Origin of the sequence: Pullulanibacillus sp. KACC 23026 (genome assembly GCF_029094525.1) — a bacterium.
Classification (GTDB): Bacteria; Bacillota; Bacilli; order Bacillales; family Sporolactobacillaceae; genus KACC-23026.
In genome coordinates this window covers 3,394,377-3,416,878 of record NZ_CP119107.1, presented here as the reverse complement: position 1 = coordinate 3,416,878, position 22,502 = coordinate 3,394,377, and the positions used below count along the sequence as shown (strand labels likewise).

At 45.1% G+C, this 22,502-nt stretch carries 23 protein-coding genes; 21 read left to right on the top strand and 2 right to left on the bottom strand.

Annotated elements, in window-relative coordinates; all coding sequences use genetic code 11:
* Nucleotides 1-10 precede the first annotated feature (10 nt).
* From sdaAB to rnc, 9 genes are all read left to right on the top strand, one after another.
* Complete coding sequence (gene sdaAB / locus PU629_RS15885) at nt 11-670, top strand: L-serine ammonia-lyase, iron-sulfur-dependent subunit beta (protein ID WP_275281032.1); 660 nt, start codon at nt 11-13, stop codon at nt 668-670.
* A gap of 29 nt (nt 671-699) precedes the next feature.
* A complete protein-coding gene (gene sdaAA / locus PU629_RS15880; protein ID WP_275281031.1) occupies nt 700-1,584 on the top strand; it encodes an L-serine ammonia-lyase, iron-sulfur-dependent, subunit alpha in 885 nt (294 codons plus the stop codon).
* 1 nt (nt 1,585) lies between these two features.
* The gene (gene recG, locus PU629_RS15875; protein ID WP_275281030.1) at nt 1,586-3,625 is read left to right on the top strand and encodes an ATP-dependent DNA helicase RecG; all 2,040 of its coding nucleotides are present in this window, start codon (nt 1,586-1,588) and stop codon (nt 3,623-3,625) included.
* A 234-nt stretch (nt 3,626-3,859) separates the two neighbouring features.
* The gene (fapR, locus tag PU629_RS15870) at nt 3,860-4,417 is read left to right on the top strand and encodes a transcription factor FapR (protein WP_275281029.1); all 558 of its coding nucleotides are present in this window, start codon (nt 3,860-3,862) and stop codon (nt 4,415-4,417) included.
* A 58-nt stretch (nt 4,418-4,475) separates the two neighbouring features.
* The gene (plsX, locus tag PU629_RS15865; protein WP_275281028.1) at nt 4,476-5,495 is read left to right on the top strand and encodes a phosphate acyltransferase PlsX; all 1,020 of its coding nucleotides are present in this window, start codon (nt 4,476-4,478) and stop codon (nt 5,493-5,495) included.
* Nucleotides 5,496-5,529: 34 nt separating this feature from the next.
* Complete coding sequence (gene fabD, locus PU629_RS15860) at nt 5,530-6,480, top strand: ACP S-malonyltransferase (RefSeq protein ID WP_275281027.1); 951 nt, start codon at nt 5,530-5,532, stop codon at nt 6,478-6,480.
* Nucleotides 6,477-7,217 carry a 3-oxoacyl-[acyl-carrier-protein] reductase gene (gene fabG, locus PU629_RS15855; protein WP_275281026.1) on the top strand — a complete coding sequence of 247 codons (741 nt, stop codon included), beginning with the start codon at nt 6,477-6,479 and terminating at the stop codon, nt 7,215-7,217. Before fabD ends, fabG begins: the two co-directional genes overlap by 4 nt.
* 273 nt (nt 7,218-7,490) lie before the next feature.
* Nucleotides 7,491-7,727: an acyl carrier protein gene (gene acpP / locus PU629_RS15850; RefSeq protein ID WP_275281025.1), complete on the top strand. Its 237-nt coding sequence runs from the start codon at nt 7,491-7,493 to the stop codon at nt 7,725-7,727.
* 127 nt (nt 7,728-7,854) lie between these two features.
* Entirely contained in the window at nt 7,855-8,589 is a 735-nt protein-coding gene (gene rnc / locus PU629_RS15845) for a ribonuclease III (protein WP_481900444.1), read from the top strand.
* Nucleotides 8,590-8,663: 74 nt separating this feature from the next.
* Here the strand turns inward: rnc and PU629_RS15840 are convergent, their stop codons facing one another.
* Nucleotides 8,664-8,888, bottom strand: a complete 225-nt coding sequence (locus PU629_RS15840; protein ID WP_275281024.1) for a DUF1128 domain-containing protein — start codon at nt 8,886-8,888, stop codon at nt 8,664-8,666.
* Nucleotides 8,889-9,082: 194 nt separating this feature from the next.
* Between PU629_RS15840 and smc the strand changes: the two genes are divergently transcribed.
* The 12 genes from smc (at nt 9,083) to PU629_RS15780 (ending at nt 20,980) form a co-directional block, all read left to right on the top strand.
* Nucleotides 9,083-12,649, top strand: coding sequence for a chromosome segregation protein SMC (smc, locus tag PU629_RS15835; RefSeq protein ID WP_275281023.1), 3,567 nt, complete (start codon nt 9,083-9,085; stop codon nt 12,647-12,649).
* Nucleotides 12,650-12,748: 99 nt separating this feature from the next.
* A complete protein-coding gene (ftsY, locus tag PU629_RS15830; protein WP_275281022.1) occupies nt 12,749-13,738 on the top strand; it encodes a signal recognition particle-docking protein FtsY in 990 nt (329 codons plus the stop codon).
* 145 nt (nt 13,739-13,883) lie between these two features.
* A complete protein-coding gene (locus PU629_RS15825) occupies nt 13,884-14,228 on the top strand; it encodes a putative DNA-binding protein (RefSeq protein ID WP_275281021.1) in 345 nt (114 codons plus the stop codon).
* The gene (gene ffh / locus PU629_RS15820) at nt 14,228-15,580 is read left to right on the top strand and encodes a signal recognition particle protein (protein ID WP_275281020.1); all 1,353 of its coding nucleotides are present in this window, start codon (nt 14,228-14,230) and stop codon (nt 15,578-15,580) included. Before PU629_RS15825 ends, ffh begins: the two co-directional genes overlap by 1 nt.
* Before the next feature lie 194 nt (nt 15,581-15,774).
* Nucleotides 15,775-16,047: a 30S ribosomal protein S16 gene (gene rpsP / locus PU629_RS15815; protein WP_275281019.1), complete on the top strand. Its 273-nt coding sequence runs from the start codon at nt 15,775-15,777 to the stop codon at nt 16,045-16,047.
* Between the two features lie 12 nt (nt 16,048-16,059).
* Nucleotides 16,060-16,290, top strand: coding sequence for a KH domain-containing protein (locus PU629_RS15810; protein WP_481900443.1), 231 nt, complete (start codon nt 16,060-16,062; stop codon nt 16,288-16,290).
* Nucleotides 16,291-16,546: 256 nt separating this feature from the next.
* Nucleotides 16,547-17,074, top strand: a complete 528-nt coding sequence (gene rimM, locus PU629_RS15805) for a ribosome maturation factor RimM (protein ID WP_275281018.1) — start codon at nt 16,547-16,549, stop codon at nt 17,072-17,074.
* Complete coding sequence (gene trmD / locus PU629_RS15800) at nt 17,064-17,771, top strand: tRNA (guanosine(37)-N1)-methyltransferase TrmD (RefSeq protein ID WP_275281017.1); 708 nt, start codon at nt 17,064-17,066, stop codon at nt 17,769-17,771. Before rimM ends, trmD begins: the two co-directional genes overlap by 11 nt.
* A gap of 368 nt (nt 17,772-18,139) precedes the next feature.
* Nucleotides 18,140-18,481, top strand: coding sequence for a 50S ribosomal protein L19 (gene rplS, locus PU629_RS15795; protein ID WP_275281016.1), 342 nt, complete (start codon nt 18,140-18,142; stop codon nt 18,479-18,481).
* Between the two features lie 168 nt (nt 18,482-18,649).
* Complete coding sequence (ylqF, locus tag PU629_RS15790; RefSeq protein ID WP_275284454.1) at nt 18,650-19,471, top strand: ribosome biogenesis GTPase YlqF; 822 nt, start codon at nt 18,650-18,652, stop codon at nt 19,469-19,471.
* A 573-nt stretch (nt 19,472-20,044) separates the two neighbouring features.
* Nucleotides 20,045-20,179 (top strand): hypothetical protein, encoded by a 135-nt coding sequence (locus PU629_RS15785; RefSeq protein ID WP_275281015.1) that lies wholly within the window; start codon nt 20,045-20,047, stop codon nt 20,177-20,179.
* Nucleotides 20,180-20,824: 645 nt separating this feature from the next.
* On the top strand, nt 20,825-20,980 hold the full coding sequence (locus PU629_RS15780; RefSeq protein WP_275281014.1) for a hypothetical protein: 156 nt from the start codon (nt 20,825-20,827) through the stop codon (nt 20,978-20,980).
* Between the two features lie 351 nt (nt 20,981-21,331).
* On the opposite strand, the gene PU629_RS15775 is transcribed toward PU629_RS15780, so the two are convergent.
* Nucleotides 21,332-22,168 carry a nuclease-related domain-containing protein gene (locus tag PU629_RS15775; RefSeq protein ID WP_343076290.1) on the bottom strand — a complete coding sequence of 279 codons (837 nt, stop codon included), beginning with the start codon at nt 22,166-22,168 and terminating at the stop codon, nt 21,332-21,334.
* Between the last annotated feature and the right edge of the window lie 334 nt (nt 22,169-22,502).

Here is a 22,502-nt window from a genome sequence, read left to right as displayed (position 1 = left end):
AGGGGATCTAATGAAATATCGGAGTGTATTTGATATTATAGGACCGGTGATGATTGGGCCTTCAAGTTCCCATACAGCAGGTGCGGCTCGAATTGGACGAGTCGCTCGTAATTTGTTTGGGAGAATGCCTAAGAAAGTCATCATTCATTTATACGGCTCATTTGCCAAAACGTATCGCGGTCATGGAACAGATGTGGCTTTGGTCGGTGGTTTGCTTGATTATGACACGTATGACGAGAGAATTGTGAATGCGCTTTCGGATGCTGAAAAACAAGGGATGTCTATTGACATTGTTGAGGAAACGATCGAAGCCGATCATCCCAACACCGCTCGTCTCATTCTTGAGGATGATGAGGATCGACTTGAAATTGTGGGTATATCTATTGGTGGCGGTAAAATTGAAATTATCGAGTTAAACGGGTATGATCTTCGTTTGTCAGGCAATCAGCCCGCTATTTTTATTGCTCACCAAGATCGCTTTGGGGCCATTGCTGAGGTGGCTTCCATACTTGCCAAACACGAAATTAATATTTCTTATATGGAAGTATCACGAAAAGTTAAAGGGAAGACGGCTCTTATGGTGATCGAAACCGACCAAACTGTAAGTCAGAAAGTAGTAGATGAAGTTAGCAAGGCCCCTCACATGTTATATGTGGCAACCCTTGACTAACTATAGAGATAGATTGGGGGCAAATTTATATGTTTCGAACGGTCAAAGAATTAGTAAGTCAAGCGGAAGAACGTCAACTTCCCATTTCTGAGATTATGATTTTGCAAGAAATGGAGGAGTCGGGGAGATCAAGAGAAGCTATATACAATCAAATGGAGCATCATTTAACCATCATGGAGAAAGCGGTAGAACGAGGTATTAATGAAAACGTGAGATCGCACTCTGGGTTAACAGGCGGTGATGCCGTCCTTTTGCAGAAATATATTCAATCAGGCAAAAGCCTTGCTGGAGAAACGCTGTTAGATGCTGTTAGTAAAGCTGTCTCAACCAATGAAGTCAATGCGGCAATGGGAACAATTTGTGCTACACCGACAGCAGGCGCAGCGGGCGTAGTACCTGGTGTTTTGTTTGGGTTAAAAGATAAGCTTAAGGCGACTCGCGAGCAAATGGTCCGCTTTTTATTTACTTCAGGAGCCTTTGGTTTTGTCGTGGCTAACAATGCCTCCATTTCAGGGGCTGCAGGAGGTTGTCAGGCCGAGGTAGGCTCTGCGACGGGGATGGCCGCCGCAGCAGTTGTAGAACTTGCTGGAGGAACACCGGCCCAATCAGCAGATGCTATGGCCATCGCGCTGAAAAATATGTTAGGCTTAATTTGTGACCCTGTGGCAGGACTTGTAGAAGTTCCATGTGTGAAACGAAATGCAATGGGAGCTGCTAAGGCAATTGTCGCAGCTGATATGGCACTTGCTGGAATCAGAAGTGCGATCCCTTGTGATGAAGTAATTGAAGCCATGTATAAAATCGGTTTGGCGATGCCAAGAGCGTTTCGCGAAACAGCGGAAGGCGGTTTAGCTGATACGCCGACAGCCCGTGCCTTTGAAGCCCGATTATACGGCAATCAAAAGGAGATTTAATATGTTTGATCAATCTGTGACGGTTCTTAAAGGGGTCGGAGAGGAAACGGCGAAGGACTTAGAACAGCTGGGGATTACAACATTAGAAGAATTACTTTATCATTTTCCATATCGCTATGAAAATTATCAATTAAAAGAGCTGGCTGACGCTCTTCATGATGAAAAATTAACAGTCGAGGGTCAGGTTCAAAGTGAGCCTGTCCTTCGCTACATTCGAAAAAACTTATCGCGGCTCACCTTCAGATTATTTGTCGGAGAGCACCTTATTTCGGTTGTCGCTTTTAATAAACCTTTTTTGAAAAAACTCCTGCAATTAGGAGATACCGTTCAGATTACAGGGAAATGGGACATGCATCGAGCGACTCTGACAGCTGTAGAGGTAAGAAAAGGCGGGCAAGAGCGTGAACATGTAGTTGAACCGGTTTATACTCTTAGAGGCAATTTGACGATGAGGCAAATGAGAACCTTTATTAAGCAAGCCCTTGTAATGATGAAAAGCCAAGCATTAGGTGACCCCATTCCTTTATCGCTTCGACAAGCCTATAAACTCCCCCCGCGTCTTGATGCGTTAGAGGCACTTCATTTTCCTAAAGACAGAATTTCACTTAAACATGCCAGAAGGCGAATGATCTACGAGGAATTCCTTATTTTCCAATTGAAAATGCAAGCTTATCGAGCGATTGAAAGACGTGAAATTGGCGGACGAGCCGTGAAGATTGATCAAGACAAGGTGGATCGTTTCATCGATGCACTCCCCTTTGAATTGACGGAGGCGCAATCCAAAGTTACAAAGAGCATTCTTCATGATCTGAAATTGCCTATTCGAATGAACCGCCTTTTGCAAGGGGATGTGGGCTCAGGTAAAACGGTTGTCGCTGCTATTGCGCTTTTTGCCGTTGTTCAGGGAGGGCTCCAGGGGGCTTTGATGGTGCCAACTGAGATACTAGCTGAACAGCATGCGGAAAGTTTGAATCAGCTGTTTGCTCCTTTTGATATCCAGGTGGGGCTGTTGACGAGCCGTGTCAAAGGGACTGCCCGGAAACATTTATTAGCGTCTCTAAAAAATGGCGAACTTCAAATTCTAGTCGGCACACATGCTCTCATACAGGATGAAGTGGTCTTCAAGGATCTTGGGTTGGTCATTACCGACGAACAGCATCGTTTTGGAGTCGAGCAGCGCCGTTTGCTTCGGGCAAAAGGGGAGCAATCGGATGTTTTATATATGACGGCAACCCCGATCCCGCGAACTTTAGCGATCTCAGCATTTGGAGATATGGATATCTCATCCATTACGGAGATGCCTGCCGGTCGAAAACCGATCGAGACCTATTGGGTTAAGCATAAACAAATGTCCCAAGTATTAGACATGGTTCTGAAGGAGCTTGAAAAAGGCAGACAAGCCTATGTGATCTGTCCGTTAATTGAGGAGTCGGAGGCGTTAGATGTTCAAAATGCGATTGATCTGCATGCCGCTCTTCAGGAAACCTTTTCTAAGTATCAAATTGGACTGATGCACGGCCGCTTAAATGCTGAGGAAAAAGATGAGGTTATGGAGGCATTTAAGAATAATGAGGTGCAGCTTTTGGTTTCCACGACGGTTGTTGAAGTGGGGGTGAATGTTCCAAATGCGACCCTCATGATCATCTATGATGCCGATCGTTTTGGACTCGCACAGCTTCACCAATTGAGAGGCCGAGTTGGCCGCGGTGACGCCCAAGCTTATTGCGTTCTCGTTTCGGATGCAAAGAGTGAAGTCAGCAAGGAACGAATGCGTATTATGACAGAGACAACGAATGGATTTGAATTATCGGAACAAGACCTTAAGCTCAGAGGACCTGGTGATTATTTTGGCTCCAAACAGAGCGGATTGCCTGATTTTAAGATTGCCGATGTCGTTCATGATTTTAAGGCGCTTGAAGTGGCCCGCGAGGATGCTGCCTCTATGATCAATAGCGACGATTTTTGGACAGGCGAGGACTACCGGATGCTCAGAGAGTTGCTTAAGAGCCAAGGGGTCTTTGAGACAGAGCGTTTGGATTAAAAGACTTGAATTTCGGCCTTAACATTTATATACTTCTCTTAGTAGCAGGTCTTAAGTGTTTGGTTTCAATTATAAATAGCGTATGCCTGGTGATAAAGGTTCAGCAGGATTTAGTATAAGCTTAATTTTCCTAGGGTTTTAAAGAAGGAATAGCCGGCGGAAACCGTTCTCTCTCCTTAACACACTAGCGACGTTTGATACTTTTTACAGGTGTAAAAAGAATGGCGGTGTAAGATGAAACGAAATAAACAAATGAGGCAGCGCGATTTGAAGGAGACGTTAGAGATTTCTCCTTTTTTGACAGATGAGGAATTAGCGGATCGTCTAGGGGTTAGTGTACAGACAATTCGATTGGACCGGATGGAACTTGGTATTCCGGAACTTCGTGAACGGATGAAGACGTACGCAGTAAAGAACTTTGACCAAGTGAAAGCCTTGAATCCAGATGAGGTCATCGGTGAAGTCATTGATTTGAAATTAGATCAGAGCGGGATTTCCATTTTGGATATCCACCCAGAACATGCCTTTCGCCGGACGGGCATTGCTCGCGGGCATCATCTTTTTGCCCAGGCCAATTCACTCGCAACAGCCGTTATTAATGACGACTTTGCCCTTACCGCGAAGTCCGTTATCCAATTCAAAAGGCAGGTTATGTCAGGAGAACGGGTCATTGCGAAGGCAACGGTTAGCCGTGCTGAGCGTGACTTTACTGTTGTAGATGTAGAAAGTTTTGTGAATCAAGAGCTGGTCTTTGAGGGAACCTTTACGATGTTCCGTTCTCGACAAAAATGATTAACTATCCAGTTTATAACACAAATGGTTGAGAGAAAAGGACAAAGGGGAGATTAGAATGAGATTAGCCATTGACGCAATGGGCGGGGATAATGCCCCAAAGGCAGTCATTGAAGGCACATTAAATGCATTGAAATCGATGCCTGATCTTAAGATCACGCTTGTTGGAGATGAAACAATGCTTAAAGAGCATGCAAATCATCCAAACATTTCCATCATACATACAACAGAACGCATCATGCCGACTGATCAACCGGTTCGAGCGGTGAGGCAAAAGAAGCAGGCTTCAATGGTCCTTGCGATCAACGAAGTGAAGGAAGGCCGCTGTGATGCAGTGATTTCAGCGGGAAATACCGGGGCTTTAATGACAGCCGGGTTGTTTAGTGTTGGCCGAATTAAAGGCATAGACCGTCCAGCCCTTGCGCCAACCGTTCCGACAGTTAAGCCGAATAAAGGATTTCTATTACTGGATGCGGGTTCTAACATGGATGCGAAGCCTGATCATTTATTGGACTATGCAATAATGGGCTCTATTTATTCGGAAAAAGTAGCGGGTCGACCTAATCCGAGAATCGGGCTTCTTAATGTTGGCGAAGAACCTGGAAAAGGGAATGACTTGAGTAAGAAAACGTATGCATTGCTTGAAAAGGCACCGATTAATTTTATTGGTAATGTTGAAGCAAGGGATATTCTCCAGGATGTTGCGGATGTCATTGTTTGTGATGGTTTCTCAGGCAATATTGTTTTAAAAACGATTGAGGGCTCTGCTATGTCCTTTTTCTCGATAATTAAGGAAACGCTCACGAGCTCATTCTTTTCGAAGGCGGTTGCAGGTTTGCTTTATCCGAAGCTGCGCGGCATCCGTGCTCGAATGGATTATTCCAGTCATGGCGGGGCTTGTTTGTTTGGGCTTAGCGCTCCTGTTATTAAAGCCCATGGTTCTTCAAATGCCCAAGGCTTTGAAACGACGATCAAGCAGGCAGCGCTTCTCGTTAAGAATCAAGTGGTACAATTAATTGAAGAGGCTGTGACCCAACTGAAGGAATCTGAAGAATTAACAAAGGGATCGAATCTTTAAAAACGGATATAAGTGGAAAGAGAGCGTGAGAGAGATGGGCAAATTAGCTTTTGTTTTTCCAGGTCAAGGCTCACAATTTGTGGGAATGGGAGCTGAACTTATTAATCAAGGGTCAGAAGCCGCAGATCTATTCAAAAAGGCGGATGAGCGACTCGATTATGAATTGACTAATATTATTTTAAATGGACCAGAAGAAACTCTGACCAAAACAGAAAATACGCAGCCGGCCCTTCTTACAGTAAGTGCTGCTCTGCTTCAATTGATGGGGAGTGCGGGCATCACACCAGATTTTGTTGCAGGACACAGCTTAGGCGAATATAGTGCACTTGTTGCAGCGAAAGCTCTATCCTTTGAAGATGCTGTCTACGCTGTTCGCATGCGAGGGCTCTTCATGGAGGAGGCTGTCCCTGCTGGTGTTGGGACCATGGCGGCCGTTCTTGGTCTTGATTCAGACGTGTTAGATGCGATTTGTAAGCAAGCGACAGAGGCAACTAGTGCAGTACAATTAGCCAACTTAAATTCGCCTGGTCAAATTGTCATAAGCGGAACAAAAGAAGGTGTGGAAAAGGCAGGAGAGCTCGCCAAAGAGGCGGGAGCCAAACGTGTCATTCCATTGAACGTAAGCGGGCCTTTTCATTCGGCACTCATGCAGCCGGCAGCAGATAAGCTCTCAACGGTTCTTGATGAGTTGACGATTACGGATGCTCAAATCCCTGTTATTGCTAACGTGACAGCAGAACCTGTCACAGCTGCATCAGAAATTAAAAAACATTTAATTGAACAGCTCTATTCGCCTGTACGTTGGATTGAAACGGTCAACTATCTTGTGGATCAAGGTGTCGATACATTCGTGGAAGTCGGACCTGGGAAAGTGCTGTCCGGCCTTATCAAAAAAATTAACCGACAAGTGAATTTGTACAACGTAAGTGATATGGAATCACTTAACAAAACAGTGGCAGCACTTAAAGAGGAGGCTCATTCATGACGGGCAAAAATGCATTGGTTACAGGGGCGTCACGAGGTATTGGCCGTGCGATTGCGCTTGAACTTGGTCATAAAGGGTTCAATGTAGCTGTCAACTATTCTGGAAGTGAAGCAAAAGCCAATGAAGTGGTTCAGGAGCTCCAGAATCTAGGTGTACAAGCTTTTGCTGTACAATGTGATGTTAGCGATTCTGAAGCCGTTCAAGGCATGGTGAAGCAAGTTCTCGAGACGTGGGGCACGTTAGATGTTCTTGTTAATAATGCGGGTATCACGCGTGATACGCTTCTTATGCGCATGAAAGAAGAAGATTGGGATGCCGTTATTAACACCAATTTAAAAGGTGTTTTTAACACAACGAAGGCGGTTACTCGTCCGATGATGAAGCAAAAAGCAGGGACGATCATTAATGTCGCATCTGTTGTCGGGATTATGGGGAATGCTGGTCAAGCCAATTATGTGGCGGCTAAGGCCGGGGTTATTGGTCTCACCAAATCTTCAGCTCGTGAGTTAGCGCCTCGAAATATTACGGTAAATGCGGTTGCACCAGGTTTCATTTCAACTGATATGACTGATGAACTGACAGAAGACATTAAGCAAGCTATGTTAAAAGAAATACCGCTTGCTCGTTTTGGACAACCTGAAGATGTAGCAGGGGTTGTCAGCTTCTTAGCATCAGATGCAGCTTCTTATATGACAGGGCAAGTTTTCCGGATTGATGGCGGCATGGTGATGGCTTAACTGAAGTCTTAAGAAAATCAGAAAATAACATATTTTTGAGATGCGTTTAAAAAAGCTTGTCTCATGAGGGCTATTTTTGGTATTTTAAAAAGTAAGGAATTATGATTAGGTTCCGAGGATGCAATGTCTAGCTCAGGCGCCCAGCCCCTCGGACTATTTCGCCCCTCCTCCGGCGGCGACAGCCTCCTCGAAGGTGCGAATATAGCCTTCTTGGCTGGTCAGGGCGTTTTAGCTTTTCCTTATAGACATGATCCCTTGAAGGAGGTGACGATAATGTCAGATGAAATCTTAGCAAAAGTAAAGAAAATCGTAGCTGATCGTCTTGACGTCGATGAAGCTGATGTCAAACCTGAAGCGAACTTCAAAGAAGATCTTGAGGCAGACTCTCTTGACGTCGTGGAATTGGTGATGGAGCTTGAAGATGAGTTTAATCTAGAAATTTCAGATGAAGATGCTGAAAAGATTTTAACAGTCGGCGATGTCATTGAGTACATAAAAGGACACGCATAAGCTAACCATTCAAAAAAAGTCCCGCCTTTTTAATAAGACGGGACTTATAAACTTTTAGGAGTAAGGCCCAGCAAAGAGTTACAAAATTATTTTAAAATAACTATTTTCTTGGAAATGGGGGTTCACCGTGGATAAGCCAAATCGCAAAAGACGCGACCACGATCCCGAAAAAGTGAAAAAATTGCGCTTGTTTCTTGAAAAAAATGGCTTGTTTTATAACGATGAATCTTTATTAATTAAGGCTTTTACCCATTCATCCTATGTGAATGAGCATCGTCAAACCATCAGTGAAGATAACGAGCGGCTCGAGTTTCTTGGAGATGCCGTCCTGGAGCTTTTAATATCAAACTTTTTATTTAATACTTATCCTTCTATGAAAGAAGGCGATTTGACAAAGCTGCGAGCAGCCATCGTCTGTGAGCCGTCCCTTGTCAGTTTTGCCAATGAATTAAAATTTGGAGAGTTCATTTTCTTAGGACGAGGAGAAGAATCTACAGGTGGAAGACAACGCCCTGCATTGCTTGCTGATGTTTTTGAGGCCTTCATTGGTTCGCTTTATTTGGATCAAGGACTTGACCGTGTAGATCGTTTTTTACAGGAAGTTGTCTACCCTAAGGTTCGTGAAGGTGCTTTTTCGCATGTGATGGATTTTAAAAGTCAGCTTCAAGAATGGGTACAACGTCAGAATCTCGGCACGCTATCCTATGAAGTGGTTTTAGAAAAAGGTCCTGCTCATAATAAAGCTTTTATCTCAAACGTTTTGTTAAACGGAGAGAAGCTGGGAACAGGGCAAGGGAGAACGAAGAAAGAATCTGAGCAGCATGCCGCTCAGCAGGCCCTGCAAGGCTTAACGACCCCTTAAATAAAGATGCCATCAAAAAAAGCCCATTCACCTTTATGATGAATGAGCTTTTTTTAAGGCCTGTCCCACCAAGATTACTGACTTCGCAAGGCTTTCAGTTCGTCCAATATGCCTTCCATTTCGAGGACGCTAAACCGCGGCTTTTTCATGACGAGCTTGTAGACTTCATAAAGTTCCTCATAGCGCTCAAGAGAAAAGGACTCAGAAGTTAACACACTTCGATTAACGAGCTGCAATTTATCCTTTATATCTTCAATTAGTTTTTCGAGATTATCCGTTGATTTTTCTTCAAGATTCATACCTGGTCCTCCAATCGTCTTTTAATCAGTTTATCATAATCTCTCTTGTAAGAATAAGTCTTGATTTTTGGGGAGGGCACAAGTGTTAATGACTGCTAGAATTGAGGGGGTTTTATTGGAAGTAAATGCGTCTTTCCTTGATATAGCAGATGTTATAAAATAGAAGAGTTAAGAGTGAATGGGGAGGGAACGGGATGTTCCTCAAGCAATTAGAGATTCTCGGATTTAAATCCTTTGCAAAAAAAGTATCAATCGAATTCGTTCCGGGTGTTACGGCTGTGGTTGGACCCAACGGAAGCGGTAAGAGCAATATTACGGATGCCATTAAGTGGGTGCTAGGTGAGCAGTCGGCGAAAACGCTGCGCGGAGCGAAAATGGAGGATATTATTTTTGCAGGGAGCGATTCGAAACAAGCCTTAAATATGGCAGAGGTCACCCTCGTTTTAGATAATATGGATCACCATATCAACGTCGATTACACCGAAGTCAGTGTAACGCGGCGCGTCTTTCGCTCAGGCGAGAGCGATTTTCTTTTAAATGGCCAAAAATGCCGGTTAAAAGACATCATAGACCTATTCATGGATTCAGGACTTGGACGTGAAGCTTATTCCATCATCAGTCAAGGGAAAATTGATGATATCTTGAACAGTAGGGCAGATGAGAAGCGGAAGATTTTTGAGGAGGCAGCGGGCGTCCTTAAGTATAAAACGAGAAAGCAGCAAGCTGAGAAGAAGTTAATTGATTCCGAAGAGCATCTGAATCGTGTTGAGGATATCATTCATGAATTGACCCAACAAGTCGGTCCTCTTGAAGTACAAGCCTCCATTGCTAAAGATTATCTCGAGAAAAAGGAAGAATTAGAAACCATTGAGGTCGGTCTCTTAGCTCACGACATCGAGGTGACGCATAGCAAATGGGAAGCAAAGACAAAAGAAGTCGAGGCCTTGCAAGAGAAAGAAGTCAATTTTGCCTCGCAAATCCGTTTGCTTGAAGCAAGCGGCGAAGCAGACCGGCAAAAGATAGAGGCTTATGATGAATCCATTGAAGAGCTTCAAGAGAGTCTTTTGCTTGTCAGTGAACAGCTTGAGAAAGCGGAAGGGCAGCGCAATGTTCTTGAAGAAAGGCGTAAGAATGCGGAAGAAAGCGCTGAGTCACTAGATAAGCGTCTTAGTGAACTCCGTGAAAAACGAGCGGCGTTAGAAGAGCGCCTGGAACTAGAAGAAACCGATTATCACTCAAAACGTCAAGTTCTAACAAGCTTAGAAGCCGAACTTCATGATCAACAAACACTTCTTACTAATTTCGAGCAAGGAATGGAAGAGCGGCTTGAATCACTGAAATCGGATTATTTCAGCGTGGTGAATCGTGAAGCTTCCATTCGTCATGAGACTCAATATTTGTCTGATCAGCGCTCACAGCTTGCGGAGAAGCAGAATGAAATTGAAGCCAATGCGCAAGATTCTGTCTCTCAATGGGAAAGTCAGGTTGAAGAGGAACAGAGATTAGCGAAGGAACTTGAACAAAAACGTTCGGAACGTGACAGGTTGAGAAAGCGATTTGCCGAGCTCGATCAAGAAATTGACGGCTCGCGTGCCACTTATGAACGAAATCTTCAACTCTACCAAAAAATCAGCAATACTTTAGAACAGACCATCTCAAGACGAGATATGTTAAAGGAATTGGAAGAGGATCACGCAGGCTTTTTCGGCGGGGTGAAAATGGTCCTGAATGCCGCTGGAAAGAAGACATTGAAGGGCATTCGCGGCGCGGTGGCAGAGTTGATTCAAGTCAATCAAAGCTATGAAACCGCCATTGAAACCGCGCTTGGTGGGGCCATGCAGCATGTGGTTGTTGAAACAGAAGCCAATGGCCGTGAAGCGATTCAGTTTCTAAAGAAAAGGCAAGGCGGGCGTGCCACGTTTTTACCGATGTCCGTTATGAAGGCTCGATCTTTAAGCGGGAGGGAGCAGGGCCTGCTTGAACAGCAAAGTGGGTTTCTCGGAACCGGTGATCGGTTGGTTCGCTTTGCTCCTGAATACCAAGGCGTCATTGGCCAGTTGCTTGGACATGTCGTCATTGCCACGGATTTGAAAACGGCTGGAGAATTGGCCAAGATAATCGGCTACCGCTACCGGATTGTGACATTGGATGGGGATGTCATTAGTCCGGGAGGCGCCATGTCCGGAGGAAGCCGCAAGCTGAGCAGCAGTCAGTTGCTTGGCCGCGGCCGTGAGATTGAGCAGCTTGAGAAAAAAATTCTCGAACTCACCGGACAAAAGGAAAAGGGGGAAGCGAAGCTGAAGGAGCTTCGCGAACACGTCCAGTCTCTTAATGCAGAAGCGAGAAAAACACGTGATAATCTTGAAAAACTGACAAATGCTTATCAAGAGCTTGAATCCGAGCATCAAGAACGGCTTTTTGAGGTTAAAACGATTCGTGATCGCCAAGACTTATTGAAAAGAGATCGTTCAAACTTCGAAGAGCAATACAATGGCTTAACGGAGCGACTTGAGCAATTGGCTAAAGAGTTGGAAGACCTTTCACAGAAAGAAGAAGCCTTAAAGCGTCAAATTGATAAACTGACAGACCAAAAGAAAAATCAAGAGCAATCTAAGACTGAACTCAGTGAAACAATTACCGAATTAAAGATTAAAGTGGCACGTGAGCAAGAGGTCGCAGCAGCCGGGAAGGATAAATGCGACCGGACAAGACGTGAATTAACGCAAGTGATCCAGGATGAAGAAGAGGTCGAGCAATCCAAACAGAGATTAGGAGAAGCGCTTCAACTCCAGGATGGTGACAACATGCAGCTTGGGGATAAGATTAGCCTGTTGCGCCAGGATAAAACGGCAGTTACAAGCTGGTTGGCAGAACGGAGGAAGATTCGCCTCGATTTGTCTGAAGCTTTGAAGCAAAATGAACTCGAATTAAAGGAACTGAAGCGTCTGCACCGCGGTGTGACGGAAGCGCTGCGCAGAGAAGAGGTTCTGCTTGAACGTTTAGACGTTGAACTAGAGAACCTGATGGATACGCTCCGTGAAGAATATGAACTGGGTTATGAATCAGCGAAAGTTAACTACCCGCTTTCTATGGATGCGGATGAAGCGCGCAAAAAGGTTAAGCTAATTAAACGTGCTATTGAAGAGCTTGGAACGGTGAATATTGGGGCTATTGAGGAATTTGACCGGGTGTCGACACGTCTTTCCTTCCTTACTACACAGAGGGACGACCTTCTAGAAGCGAAACAAACCCTTCTAGACGTCATTGATGAGATGGATGACGAAGTATCGAATCGGTTTAAAGAAACGTTTTTGGCTATCAGAGAGCAATTCAAATCCGTATTTAAAGAATTATTCGGAGGTGGCCGTGCCGATTTAGTTTTATCGGACCCTGAGGATTATCTGGAAAGCGGTGTGGATATTCTAGCCCAACCGCCCGGGAAGAAGCTTCAGCATCTCTCCCTGTTATCCGGGGGAGAACGCGCTTTAACCGCTATTGCGCTGTTGTTTGCCATATTAAAGGTGCGTCCTGTACCGTTTTGCGTATTGGATGAGGTGGAAGCCGCTCTTGACGATGCGAATGTCGATCGTTATGCGGATTATTTAACCAAATTTAGCAAAGAGACTCAGTTTATCGTGGTCACTCACCGAAAAGGGACGATGGAAAAAGCGGATGTCTTATATGGCGTTACAATGCAGGAGTCAGGCATTTCCCGACTTGTGTCAGTCCGTTTAGAAGAAACCGCCGAATTGGTCGGTTGATCAATAAGAGGGGCTTGGATTTTCTTCACTTGGAAGAGGTCCAGCCCGATACATAAACCGTTTAATTGTTATACAAGTGAAGTTCTAAGGAGGATGTCAATGAGCTTTTTCAAAAAGTTGAAAGATAAACTAACAGGTAAGCAAGAAACAACCGATTCTGAAAAGTTTAAAGAGGGCCTTTCTAAGACACGCGGTACCTTCGCTTCAAAAATGAATCAACTTCTCAGCCGTTATCGCAAGGTGGATGAAGACTTTTTTGAAGAGCTTGAGGATGCCTTAATTAGTGCAGATGTTGGTGTGAACACCGTATTGGACCTTGTTGAAAAACTAAAGGATGAGGCCCGACTCCGCAATATTAAGGAGACAAGCGAGCTCCGTGAAACAATTGTTGAGGTCTTGTCCGATATGCTCGAAGCCGATGAGGATGAAAATCCTGGAATTAACCTGAATCCGAACGGGATGACGGTCATTCTAGTTGTTGGTGTGAATGGCGTAGGTAAAACGACGACGATCGGAAAGCTTGCTCACCGCTTTAAGCAAGAAGGCAAATCGGTTATGCTCGCAGCAGGGGATACCTTTCGTGCGGGTGCCATTGAGCAGCTTGAAGTATGGGGTGAACGCTCAGGTGTTGACGTGATTAAGCAGCAGGAGGGCTCTGACCCGGCCGCCGTTGTGTACGATGCTGTTCAATCGGCGAAATCTCGAGGTGTCGACATTTTAATTTGTGATACAGCGGGGCGCTTGCAAAACAAGGTTAACCTGATGAAGGAGCTTGAGAAAGTTAAGCGTGTCATCACTCGAGAGATTCCAGAAGCTCCGCATGAGGTGCTACTTGTACTTGATGCGACAACCGGGCAAAACGCCATGAACCAAGCGAAGACATTCTCTCAATCGACGGATGTGACAGGGATTGTCCTTACTAAGCTCGACGGAACGGCAAAAGGTGGAATTGTTCTAGCGATTCGCCACGAACTCGATCTTCCTGTCAAATTTGTCGGACTCGGGGAGAAAATCGGTGACCTCCAGCCATTCGACGCCGATGCCTTTGTCTACGGCTTGTTCGCCGAAATGTTTGAAGAGAACGACTAACTGTTTTAGGTAGGGGCAGATCTTTACTGTTAGAAGAGGTCGGTCCCCTTCATAGCTGTAAAGAACAAAGACTTGACAATTAATGATCGAGTGGTTAATATAATAAAAGTGTAAAGTGAAAAGACTTTACAAAGGTGAGTTGCATATGCTGGAAAAAACCGTTCGATTTAATGCGTTATATGATTTTTACCACCCGCTTTTAACTGAAAAACAGCGGGATTATATGGACTTATACTATGTGGATGATTACTCTCTAGGCGAGATCGCAGAAGAGTTTGGCATTAGCCGTCAAGCGGTGTATGATAACCTCAAGCGAACGGAAACGACACTCGAGTCGTTTGAAGCGAAACTCGGCCTATATGAGACATATATCAAGCGCCAACAAGTATTAAGCGAGCTCCGAGCCTTGATGAAGAGCGAGGATTATACGCGTGAAGCGGGTCTTGCCCTTCTCTCTAAGATCGAGAATGTGGATGAGGAGGCGGAATAATGGCATTTGAAAGCTTATCGGAACGGCTTCAAGAGACGATCAAACGCATTCGCGGCAAAGGTAAAGTCTCTGAGGCAGATGTAAAAGAAATGACGCGTGAGGTTCGCCTTGCTTTACTAGAAGCAGACGTTAACTTCAAAGTTGTCAAAGAATTTATTAATAAAATTAAAGAGCGTGCGATTGGCCAAGAGGTTATGAAGAGTTTGACGCCAGGCCAGCAGGTCATCAAAGTGGTTCAAGATGAGCTCACGGCATTAATGGGCGGAGAACAGAGCAAGCTGAACCTCGCTTCTAAACCGCCAACGGTTATCATGATGGTCGGTCTTCAAGGGGCAGGGAAAACAACCTCTTCAGGAAAGCTCGCCAATTATGTACGCAAGCAATTTAATAAAAAGCCTTTGCTTGTTGCGGCTGATATCTATCGCCCAGCGGCGATTAAACAGCTCGAAACTCTGGGTAAGCAACTCAGTATGCCTGTTTTTTCAATGGGTGACCAGGTAAGTCCTGTTACGATCGCGGCAAAAGCCGTGGAGAAGGCGAAAGAAGAGCATCACGATGTGGTGTTCATTGATACAGCTGGCCGGCTTCATGTGGATGATGACTTAATGGGTGAGCTCGAAGAAATTAAAGCAGCAGTCAACCCTGATGAAATCTTCCTCGTTGTCGATGCGATGACAGGTCAAGATGCCGTTAATGTTGCTGAAAGCTTTAACGAACGCCTTGATTTGACGGGTGTCATCCTAACCAAAATGGATGGGGATACTCGAGGCGGGGCCGCTTTATCAGTTAAGTCGGTGACGGGTAAACCGATTAAATTCGTCGGGATGGGCGAAAAACTCGATGCTTTAGAGCCATTCCACCCGGATCGTATGGCTTCCCGAATACTCGGAATGGGTGATGTTCTCTCTCTTATTGAAAAGGCTCAACAAGATGTAGATGAAACGAAAGCCCGCGAGATGCAGGAAAAAATGCGGAATGCAAGCTTCACACTTGATGATTTCCTCGAGCAACTGGCACAAGTAAGAAAAATGGGCCCGCTTGATGAACTCCTTGGGATGATCCCAGGCATGAACAAAATGAAGGGCATGAAGAACCTTCAAGTCGATGAAAAGCAGATCAGTCATGTTGAAGCGATCATTCGCTCGATGACCCCTGCTGAGAAGACGAATCCTGAGATTATTAACCCAAGTCGTAAGAAGCGCATTGCTAATGGGAGCGGCACTTCCGTCCAAGATATTAACCGTCTGCTGAATCAATTCAAGGATATGAAGAAGATGATGAAGCAAATGATGGGCGGCATGGGTGGAAAAGGTAAGAAGAAGAAAAATCCATTTGGATTACCTTTTATGTAATAGCGTTATGTAAAGGTCGCCAGCAGGTTGTATCTTTCACATATAAATAGGCGTTGTTAATTAGTGATAAGATGAATCTTCGGTGAACCGGCAGCTCGAAAGCAATCAGTTCACCTGTCTAGAATCAAAAGCATTACTTAACAGAGCCAACCATAAATCAATCTAACAACAGATATTAAGGAGATGTTTTAACAATGGCAGTAAAAATTCGTTTAAAGCGCATGGGTAATAAAAAACGCCCATTTTACCGTGTAGTAGTGGCAGATTCTCGTTCACCTCGTGATGGCCGTATCATCGAGCAAATTGGTACTTACAATCCAGTTGCTGAGCCAGCCGTTGTCAACCTTGACGAGTCAAAAGCTCTTGAGTGGTTAACTAAAGGTGCGAAGCCATCTGACACAGTTCGCAACTTGTTCTCAAAAGAAGGCTTAATGGAAAAATTCCACAACTCAAAGCTTTCCAAGTAAGGGATCACATATATGGATGAGCTCATTCGGATCATCGTGACCCCGTTCGTCGACCACCCTGAAGACATTCAGGTTATCAAGGAACAAAGCGGTGAGCGTACCATTTACATCTTGTCGGTCAACAAAGAAGATATGGGAAAAGTGATTGGTAAGCGCGGCCGTACCGCTCAAGCTATCCGCCATATCATTCATGCAGCGGGTTTGGCTCATCACGAACAAGCAAGTCTTACAATCAGAGATTAAGAGGGGGGCGGGGATCCGCCTCTCTTTTTTCTTACTTAGATTTTAATGTGCCGGTATGAATCGTCATTAAAAGCACTAAGGATGTTTCAGCTTTTTTTCGTCAAAACTATTAACAAACTCATACATACATTAATTCAAATGTAAAAGGCATTTAAACCCCGTATCAGAGCTTTAAAAGGGTTGAGATGGCCCAAAAGTAATGGACGATTCAGGCGGGGTAAATACAAAATTTAGTCACTAGTTAAGGGTGAACAAGATGAAAGAATGGTATCAAGTAGGGAAAATTGTGAATACACATGGTATCCGCGGAGAGGTGCGTGTGATTAGTCAGACGGATTTCGCTGATGAACGTTACCAAAAGGGGAGCCGTTTAGCGATTGCCGACTCTCCGAATGCTCCAATGACTGAAGTCACGGTCGCGAGTCACCGCCGTCATAAGAACTTTGATCTCCTTACTTTTGAGGGATATCCAACGATTAATGAGGTCCAAGGATTTAAAGGCCAATATCTGTTCGTGTCAGAGGATTTGCTTCGCGAACTTGAGGAGAATGAATATTATTATCACGAGATTATTGGCTGTGTTGTCGAGACGGAAGAAGGGAAAGTTCTCGGGAAAATTAAAGAGATTTTATCGACAGGGGCGAACGATGTCTGGGTGATCCAGCGTCCTAAGAAGAAGGACCTTCTCATTCCTTATATTGAGGATGTGGTTAAAGACGTTGATCTTGAGACCAAGAAGGTTATCATTCATGTGATGGAAGGTCTTATCGACGATGAAAATTGATGTTCTGTCCTTATTTCCAGACATGTTTACAGGGGTGTTTGAACAGTCCATTTTAAAAAAGGCGAAGGAAAAAGGAGTTGCCAGCTACAAGGTCACCAATTTTCGTGATTTTGCTGATAACAAGCATAATAAAGTGGATGATTATCCATATGGCGGTGGCGCCGGCATGGTACTCATGCCGCAGCCGATCTTTGATGCTGTTGATTCCCTCAAACAACAAGTCGCCCCAGAAGCAAAGCCGCCGCGTATCATTCTGATGACACCACAGGGCGACCGCTACACGCAGCGACATGCTGAGGAGCTTGCAAAGGAAGATCATCTTATTTTTCTATGCGGACATTATGAAGGCTATGATGAGCGCATTCGCGAGCAGCTTGTCACGGACGAGCTGTCGATTGGCGACTACGTGTTAACAGGCGGTGAGCTTGCAGCGATGGTGATCATTGATAGTGTGGTTCGTCTGCTTCCTGGAGCACTCGGCAACGACGTTTCAGCTGTTACAGATTCCTTCTCAAGCGGGTTGTTAGAGCACCCGCAATATACGAGGCCTGCGAACTTCCGCGGGTTTAAAGTTCCAGACGTCCTCCTATCAGGCAATCATGCGAAAATCGAGGAATGGCGGAAGGCTGAATCCTTGCGGCGAACACGCGAACGAAGGCCGGACTTATTAGAGGCGTATAAAGAGAAGCCTGAATAAAAGTAAGTGACAAACACCTTGCCCGACACAAATTGGTTAGGGAGTGTTTTTTCTAAGTTTTTTCATGAGAATTTAGAAGCAGTAATTTCCATCTAATGGTTAAAGTGGGAGCTTAAGAAACAAATATAAGCTGAAATTTATCAATTAGCACCTAAAATTAAGAAATAATCTAAGCTGCTTCATTAAAAAAGTGGCCTAACTATTCATATATAATCAAGATTCAACTTGATTTCTCTATGCAAATCATATAAACTATTTAAGTGGCTTACGGCCATTTGATTACGATGTTCCGCTGCAAGTGCGAGAAGATGAGCTTGAGCGAATCTTTTGATCCCTTGTAAGAGCATTCTGTGGAAGGAGGGGCATTCATGCAGCATATTATTGATGAGATCACAAAAGAACAACTCAGAACTGATCTCCCTGAATTTCGCCCTGGGGACACTGTACGTGTTCACGTTAAGGTTGTCGAAGGCTCACGCGAACGTATCCAATTGTTCGAAGGTGTAGTTATTAAGCGTCGTGGTGGTGGAATTAGCGAAACTTTCACAGTTCGTAAGATTTCTTACAGTGTGGGTGTTGAGCGTACATTCCCAGTTCATACGCCAAAAATCGAGAAGCTTGAAGTGATTCGTCGTGGTAAAGTTCGTCGTGCGAAGCTTTACTACTTGCGCAATCTTCGCGGAAAAGCCGCTCGTATTAAAAGCCGTTAATAGTTGGCCTTATAGTCCATACTTAACGTCTCGTTTAATTAAACATGATGTAAAGCAAAAGGAGCTTGGTTACCAAGCTCCTTTTTTGCTCACATTAAGAGAAGTATACATATTGTTTTTAGAAAAGGAGGTGAGCCTGTGGCAACGATACAATGGTATCCTGGACATATGGCCAAAGCGAAGCGGCAAATGATTGAAAAGATGAAGCTGATCGATGTGGTCATTGAACTTCTTGATGCACGTGCCCCAATGGCTTCACGTAACCCGATGATTGATGAGATCGTTGGCAATAAGCCGCGGGTACTCATATTAAATAAAAGTGATATGGCAGACCCTGAACAAACACGTGCCTGGCAGAAGGCTCTGAGCGGTGAGAATCAAAGGGTGCTGGCGGTCAATTCACAGGATGGTGATGGCACGTCATTGATCCCTAAGGCAGTGCGTGAATTGACAGAAGAAAAGCGGCAGCGGGCAGAGGCAAAAGGAATGAATCCAAGGGCTGATCGCGCCTTGATTTTGGGTATTCCCAATGTTGGGAAATCGACTTTGATCAATCGTCTGGCAAATAAGCGGATTGCCAAAATTGGCGATCGTCCTGGAATCACCAAGCAGCAGCAATGGATTAAAGTCGGTAAAACAATGGAGCTGCTTGATACACCAGGAATTCTCTGGCCAAAGTTTGAAGATGAAACCGTTGGACTGAAGCTTGCAGCAACAGGGGCGATAAAGGATGAAATTATCGATTTGACAGAGGTAGCGGGCTTTATTGTTCGTGTCTTAAGCGAGCGATATCCTGACCTTTTAATGGACCGCTATAAGCTCGAGGCACCATTAGATGATGACCTATGGAATTTGCTTGAAGGCATCGGCCGCTCCCGCGGAATGGTACGAAGCGGTGGACACATCGATATGGACCGAACTTCTGAAATGATTGTTCGAGAATTCCGCTCCTTAAAAATTGGCCATGTTACTTTGGAGACACCAGAGTAACTAACAGCTAAATTTAAAAAATCAACAGAAGAGAGGCTCTTATCTGCACCCATTGTGGGTGACGATAGGAGCCTGTTTTTTTATACTAAAGCGAGAGAGGGATGAACGCTAAAATGCGTGGAAGAGGCAACTGTAAGGGCGTTCATCGGGGGGATGAACGCCAAAAAGAGGGAGTGAGGCAGCTGGAAAGGCGTTCATCGAGGGGATGAACGCCAAAATGCGTGGAATAGGCATCCGGAAAGGCGTTCATCGAGGGGATGAACGCCAAAATGCGTGGGTGAGGCAGTTGGAAAGGCGTTCATCGAGGGGATGAACGCCAAAAAGAGTGGGTGAGGCAACTGTAAGGGCGTTCATCGAGGGGATGAACGCCAAAATGCGTGGGTGGGGCAGCTGTAAGGGCGTTCATCGAGGGAATGAACGCCAAAATGCGTGGGTGAGGCAGCTGGAAAGGCGTTCATCGAGGGGATGAACGCCAAAAAGAGGGAGTGAGGCAGCTGGAAAGGCGTTCATCAAGGGAATGAACGCCAAAAAGAGGGAGTGAGGCATCCGGAAAGGCGTTCATCGAGGGGATGAATGCCAAAATGCGTGGGTGAGGCATCTGGAAAGGCGTTCATCGAGGGAATGAACGCCAAAAAGAGGGAGTGGGGCAGCTGTAAGGGCGTTCATCGGGGGGATGAACGCCAAAATGCGTGGAAGAGGCAACTGTAAGGGCGTTCATCGGGGGGATGAACGCCAAAAAGAGGGAGTGAGGCATCCGGAAAGGCGTTCATCGAGGGGATGAACGCCAAAATGCGTGGGTGAGGCAGCTGAAAGGGCGTTCATCGAGGGGATGAACGCCAAAATGCGTGGGTGAGGCAGCTGTAAGGGCGTTCATTGAGGGGATGAACGCCAAAATGCGTGGGTGAGGCAGTTGAAAAGGCGTTCATCGAGGGGATGAACGCCAAAAAGAGGGAGTGAGGCAGCTGTAAGGGCGTTCATCGAGGGGATGAACGCCAAAAAGAGGGAGTGAGGCAGCTGTAAGGGCGTTCATTGAGGGGATGAACGCCAAAAAGAGGGAGTGAGGCAGCTGGAAAGGCGTTCATCGAGGGGATGAACGCCAAAATGAGTGGGTGAGGCAGCTGTAAGGGCGTTCATTGAGGGGATGAACGCCAAAATGAGTGGGTGAGGCAGCTGGAAAGGCGTTCATCGAGGGGATGAACGCCAAAATGCGTGGAATAGGCATCCGGAAAGGCGTTCATCGAGGGGATGAACGCCAAAAAGAGGGAGTGAGGCAGCTGGAAAGGCGTTCATCGAGGGGATGAACGCCAAAATGCGTGGAATAGGCATCCGGAAAGGCGTTCATCGAGGGGATGAATGCCAAAATGCGTGGGTGAGGCATCTGGAAAGCCGTTCATCGAGGGGATGAACGCCAAAATGCGTGGAAGAGGCAGCTGTAAGGGCGTTCATCGGGGGGATGAACGCCAAAAAGAGGGAGTGAGGCAGCCGGAAAGGCGTTCATCGAGGGGATGAACGCCAAAATGCGTGGAAGAGGCAGCTGTAAGGGCGTTCATCAAGGGAATGAACGCCAAAATGCGTGGAATAGGCATCCGGAAAGGCGTTCATCGAGGGGATGAACGCCAAAATGCGTGGGTGAGGCAGCTGGAAAGGCGTTCATCGAGGGGGCGAACGCCAAAATGAGTGGGTGAGGCTGCTGGAAAGGCGTTCATCAAGGGGATGAACGCCGAAAAGAGGGAGTGGGGCAGCTGTAAGGGCGTTCATTGAGGGTATGAACGCCAAAATGCGTGGGTGAGGCAGCTGGAAAGGCGTTCATCGAGGGGATGATGCAAAAATAAATAGATGAGCCGGCAAAAAAAGGTAGTTTTACTCGTAATATGCCCATTGATGAGAGCCAACAATATTAAAGTTAGCTCTAAGTATTTTACCAATTCTTTCTTTTGAAACCACCTTGCACCAGTCGAAAATATTAGTAGTGGTAATTTTTTTGTCGGGAAAAAGAAGCTTAAATTCATCTACGCTGCGTAAGACTGCAGATGTGAGGGGCTCAACAAAGCCGCATTCTTGGCAGATGCACTTATTTCCGTCAACAGTAATTGAATTTAACAGACACTTTTTACACAGGATTCCCTTTCGCAATTGTTCATAATTATACTTAGGCAAAGAACTATAGGGATTTTTAGGTAAGTGCAAGGTCATTAATTTTTGAGCAAGCTGTTTATGACCATCGTTCAGCTGGGAGGGTGTCTCGTTTAAATTCTTTATAAATTTATTGACTTGAGTTGGTAAGATAAGAGGTTGGTCTATAGGGGCTTGATAAAGGGTGAACTCAGGGTTAATAAAAATGATAGTGGCATCAATAAGGTAATGGAGTCTTAAGGATTGGAGAAGCTGTCGAAAGAGGGAATGGCTTCTTTTGAGCTGTATAACGGGGTTTTTATACTCTCGTTTGGTTAAAACGGTATAAAGGTTATCTGAATCCAAGTAATAGTCGCCTTGAAAGTTCTTCACATCAACAAGGTTAATCATCCTTTGTGAAATAATCACTGAATCAATTTGAAAGAGTGAGTGATTAACTTCAAGTAACAGGTCATTAATTATGTAATGCTCTTCTTTAAGGTCCTCAATCAGTTCATCAAATTTAACCTCCCCTTCATAACCTCGTTCAAGGTTTATATAATAACCTTTATCCTTTTCAGACAATTCCGATCTCCAGTTTAAAGATCGCAGGGTAAGTAATTCGTTCGATTCTGTTCGGTGCTTCAATATCATAGAGCACTTCCTTTCTTAATGGAAAATTTGTTTGGCCAGTAAATCTTGGAATTTGAGAGAAAAGTGTTTCTGAAAAGGTAGAATACGGGAGGTGTTCATTGTTAAATAAAAAAGGGGAGGGAGAGGGGGGGATCAAAAGATTAAAACTATTATAACACTTTTAGGACAATTATTGAACCTTCTACCGAATTTTGCGAGGATAAGTGATGGTTAAATAAGGCCTGTATGTCTTAATTTGGAGGAGTGGACTCTGCATTTTGAAAAT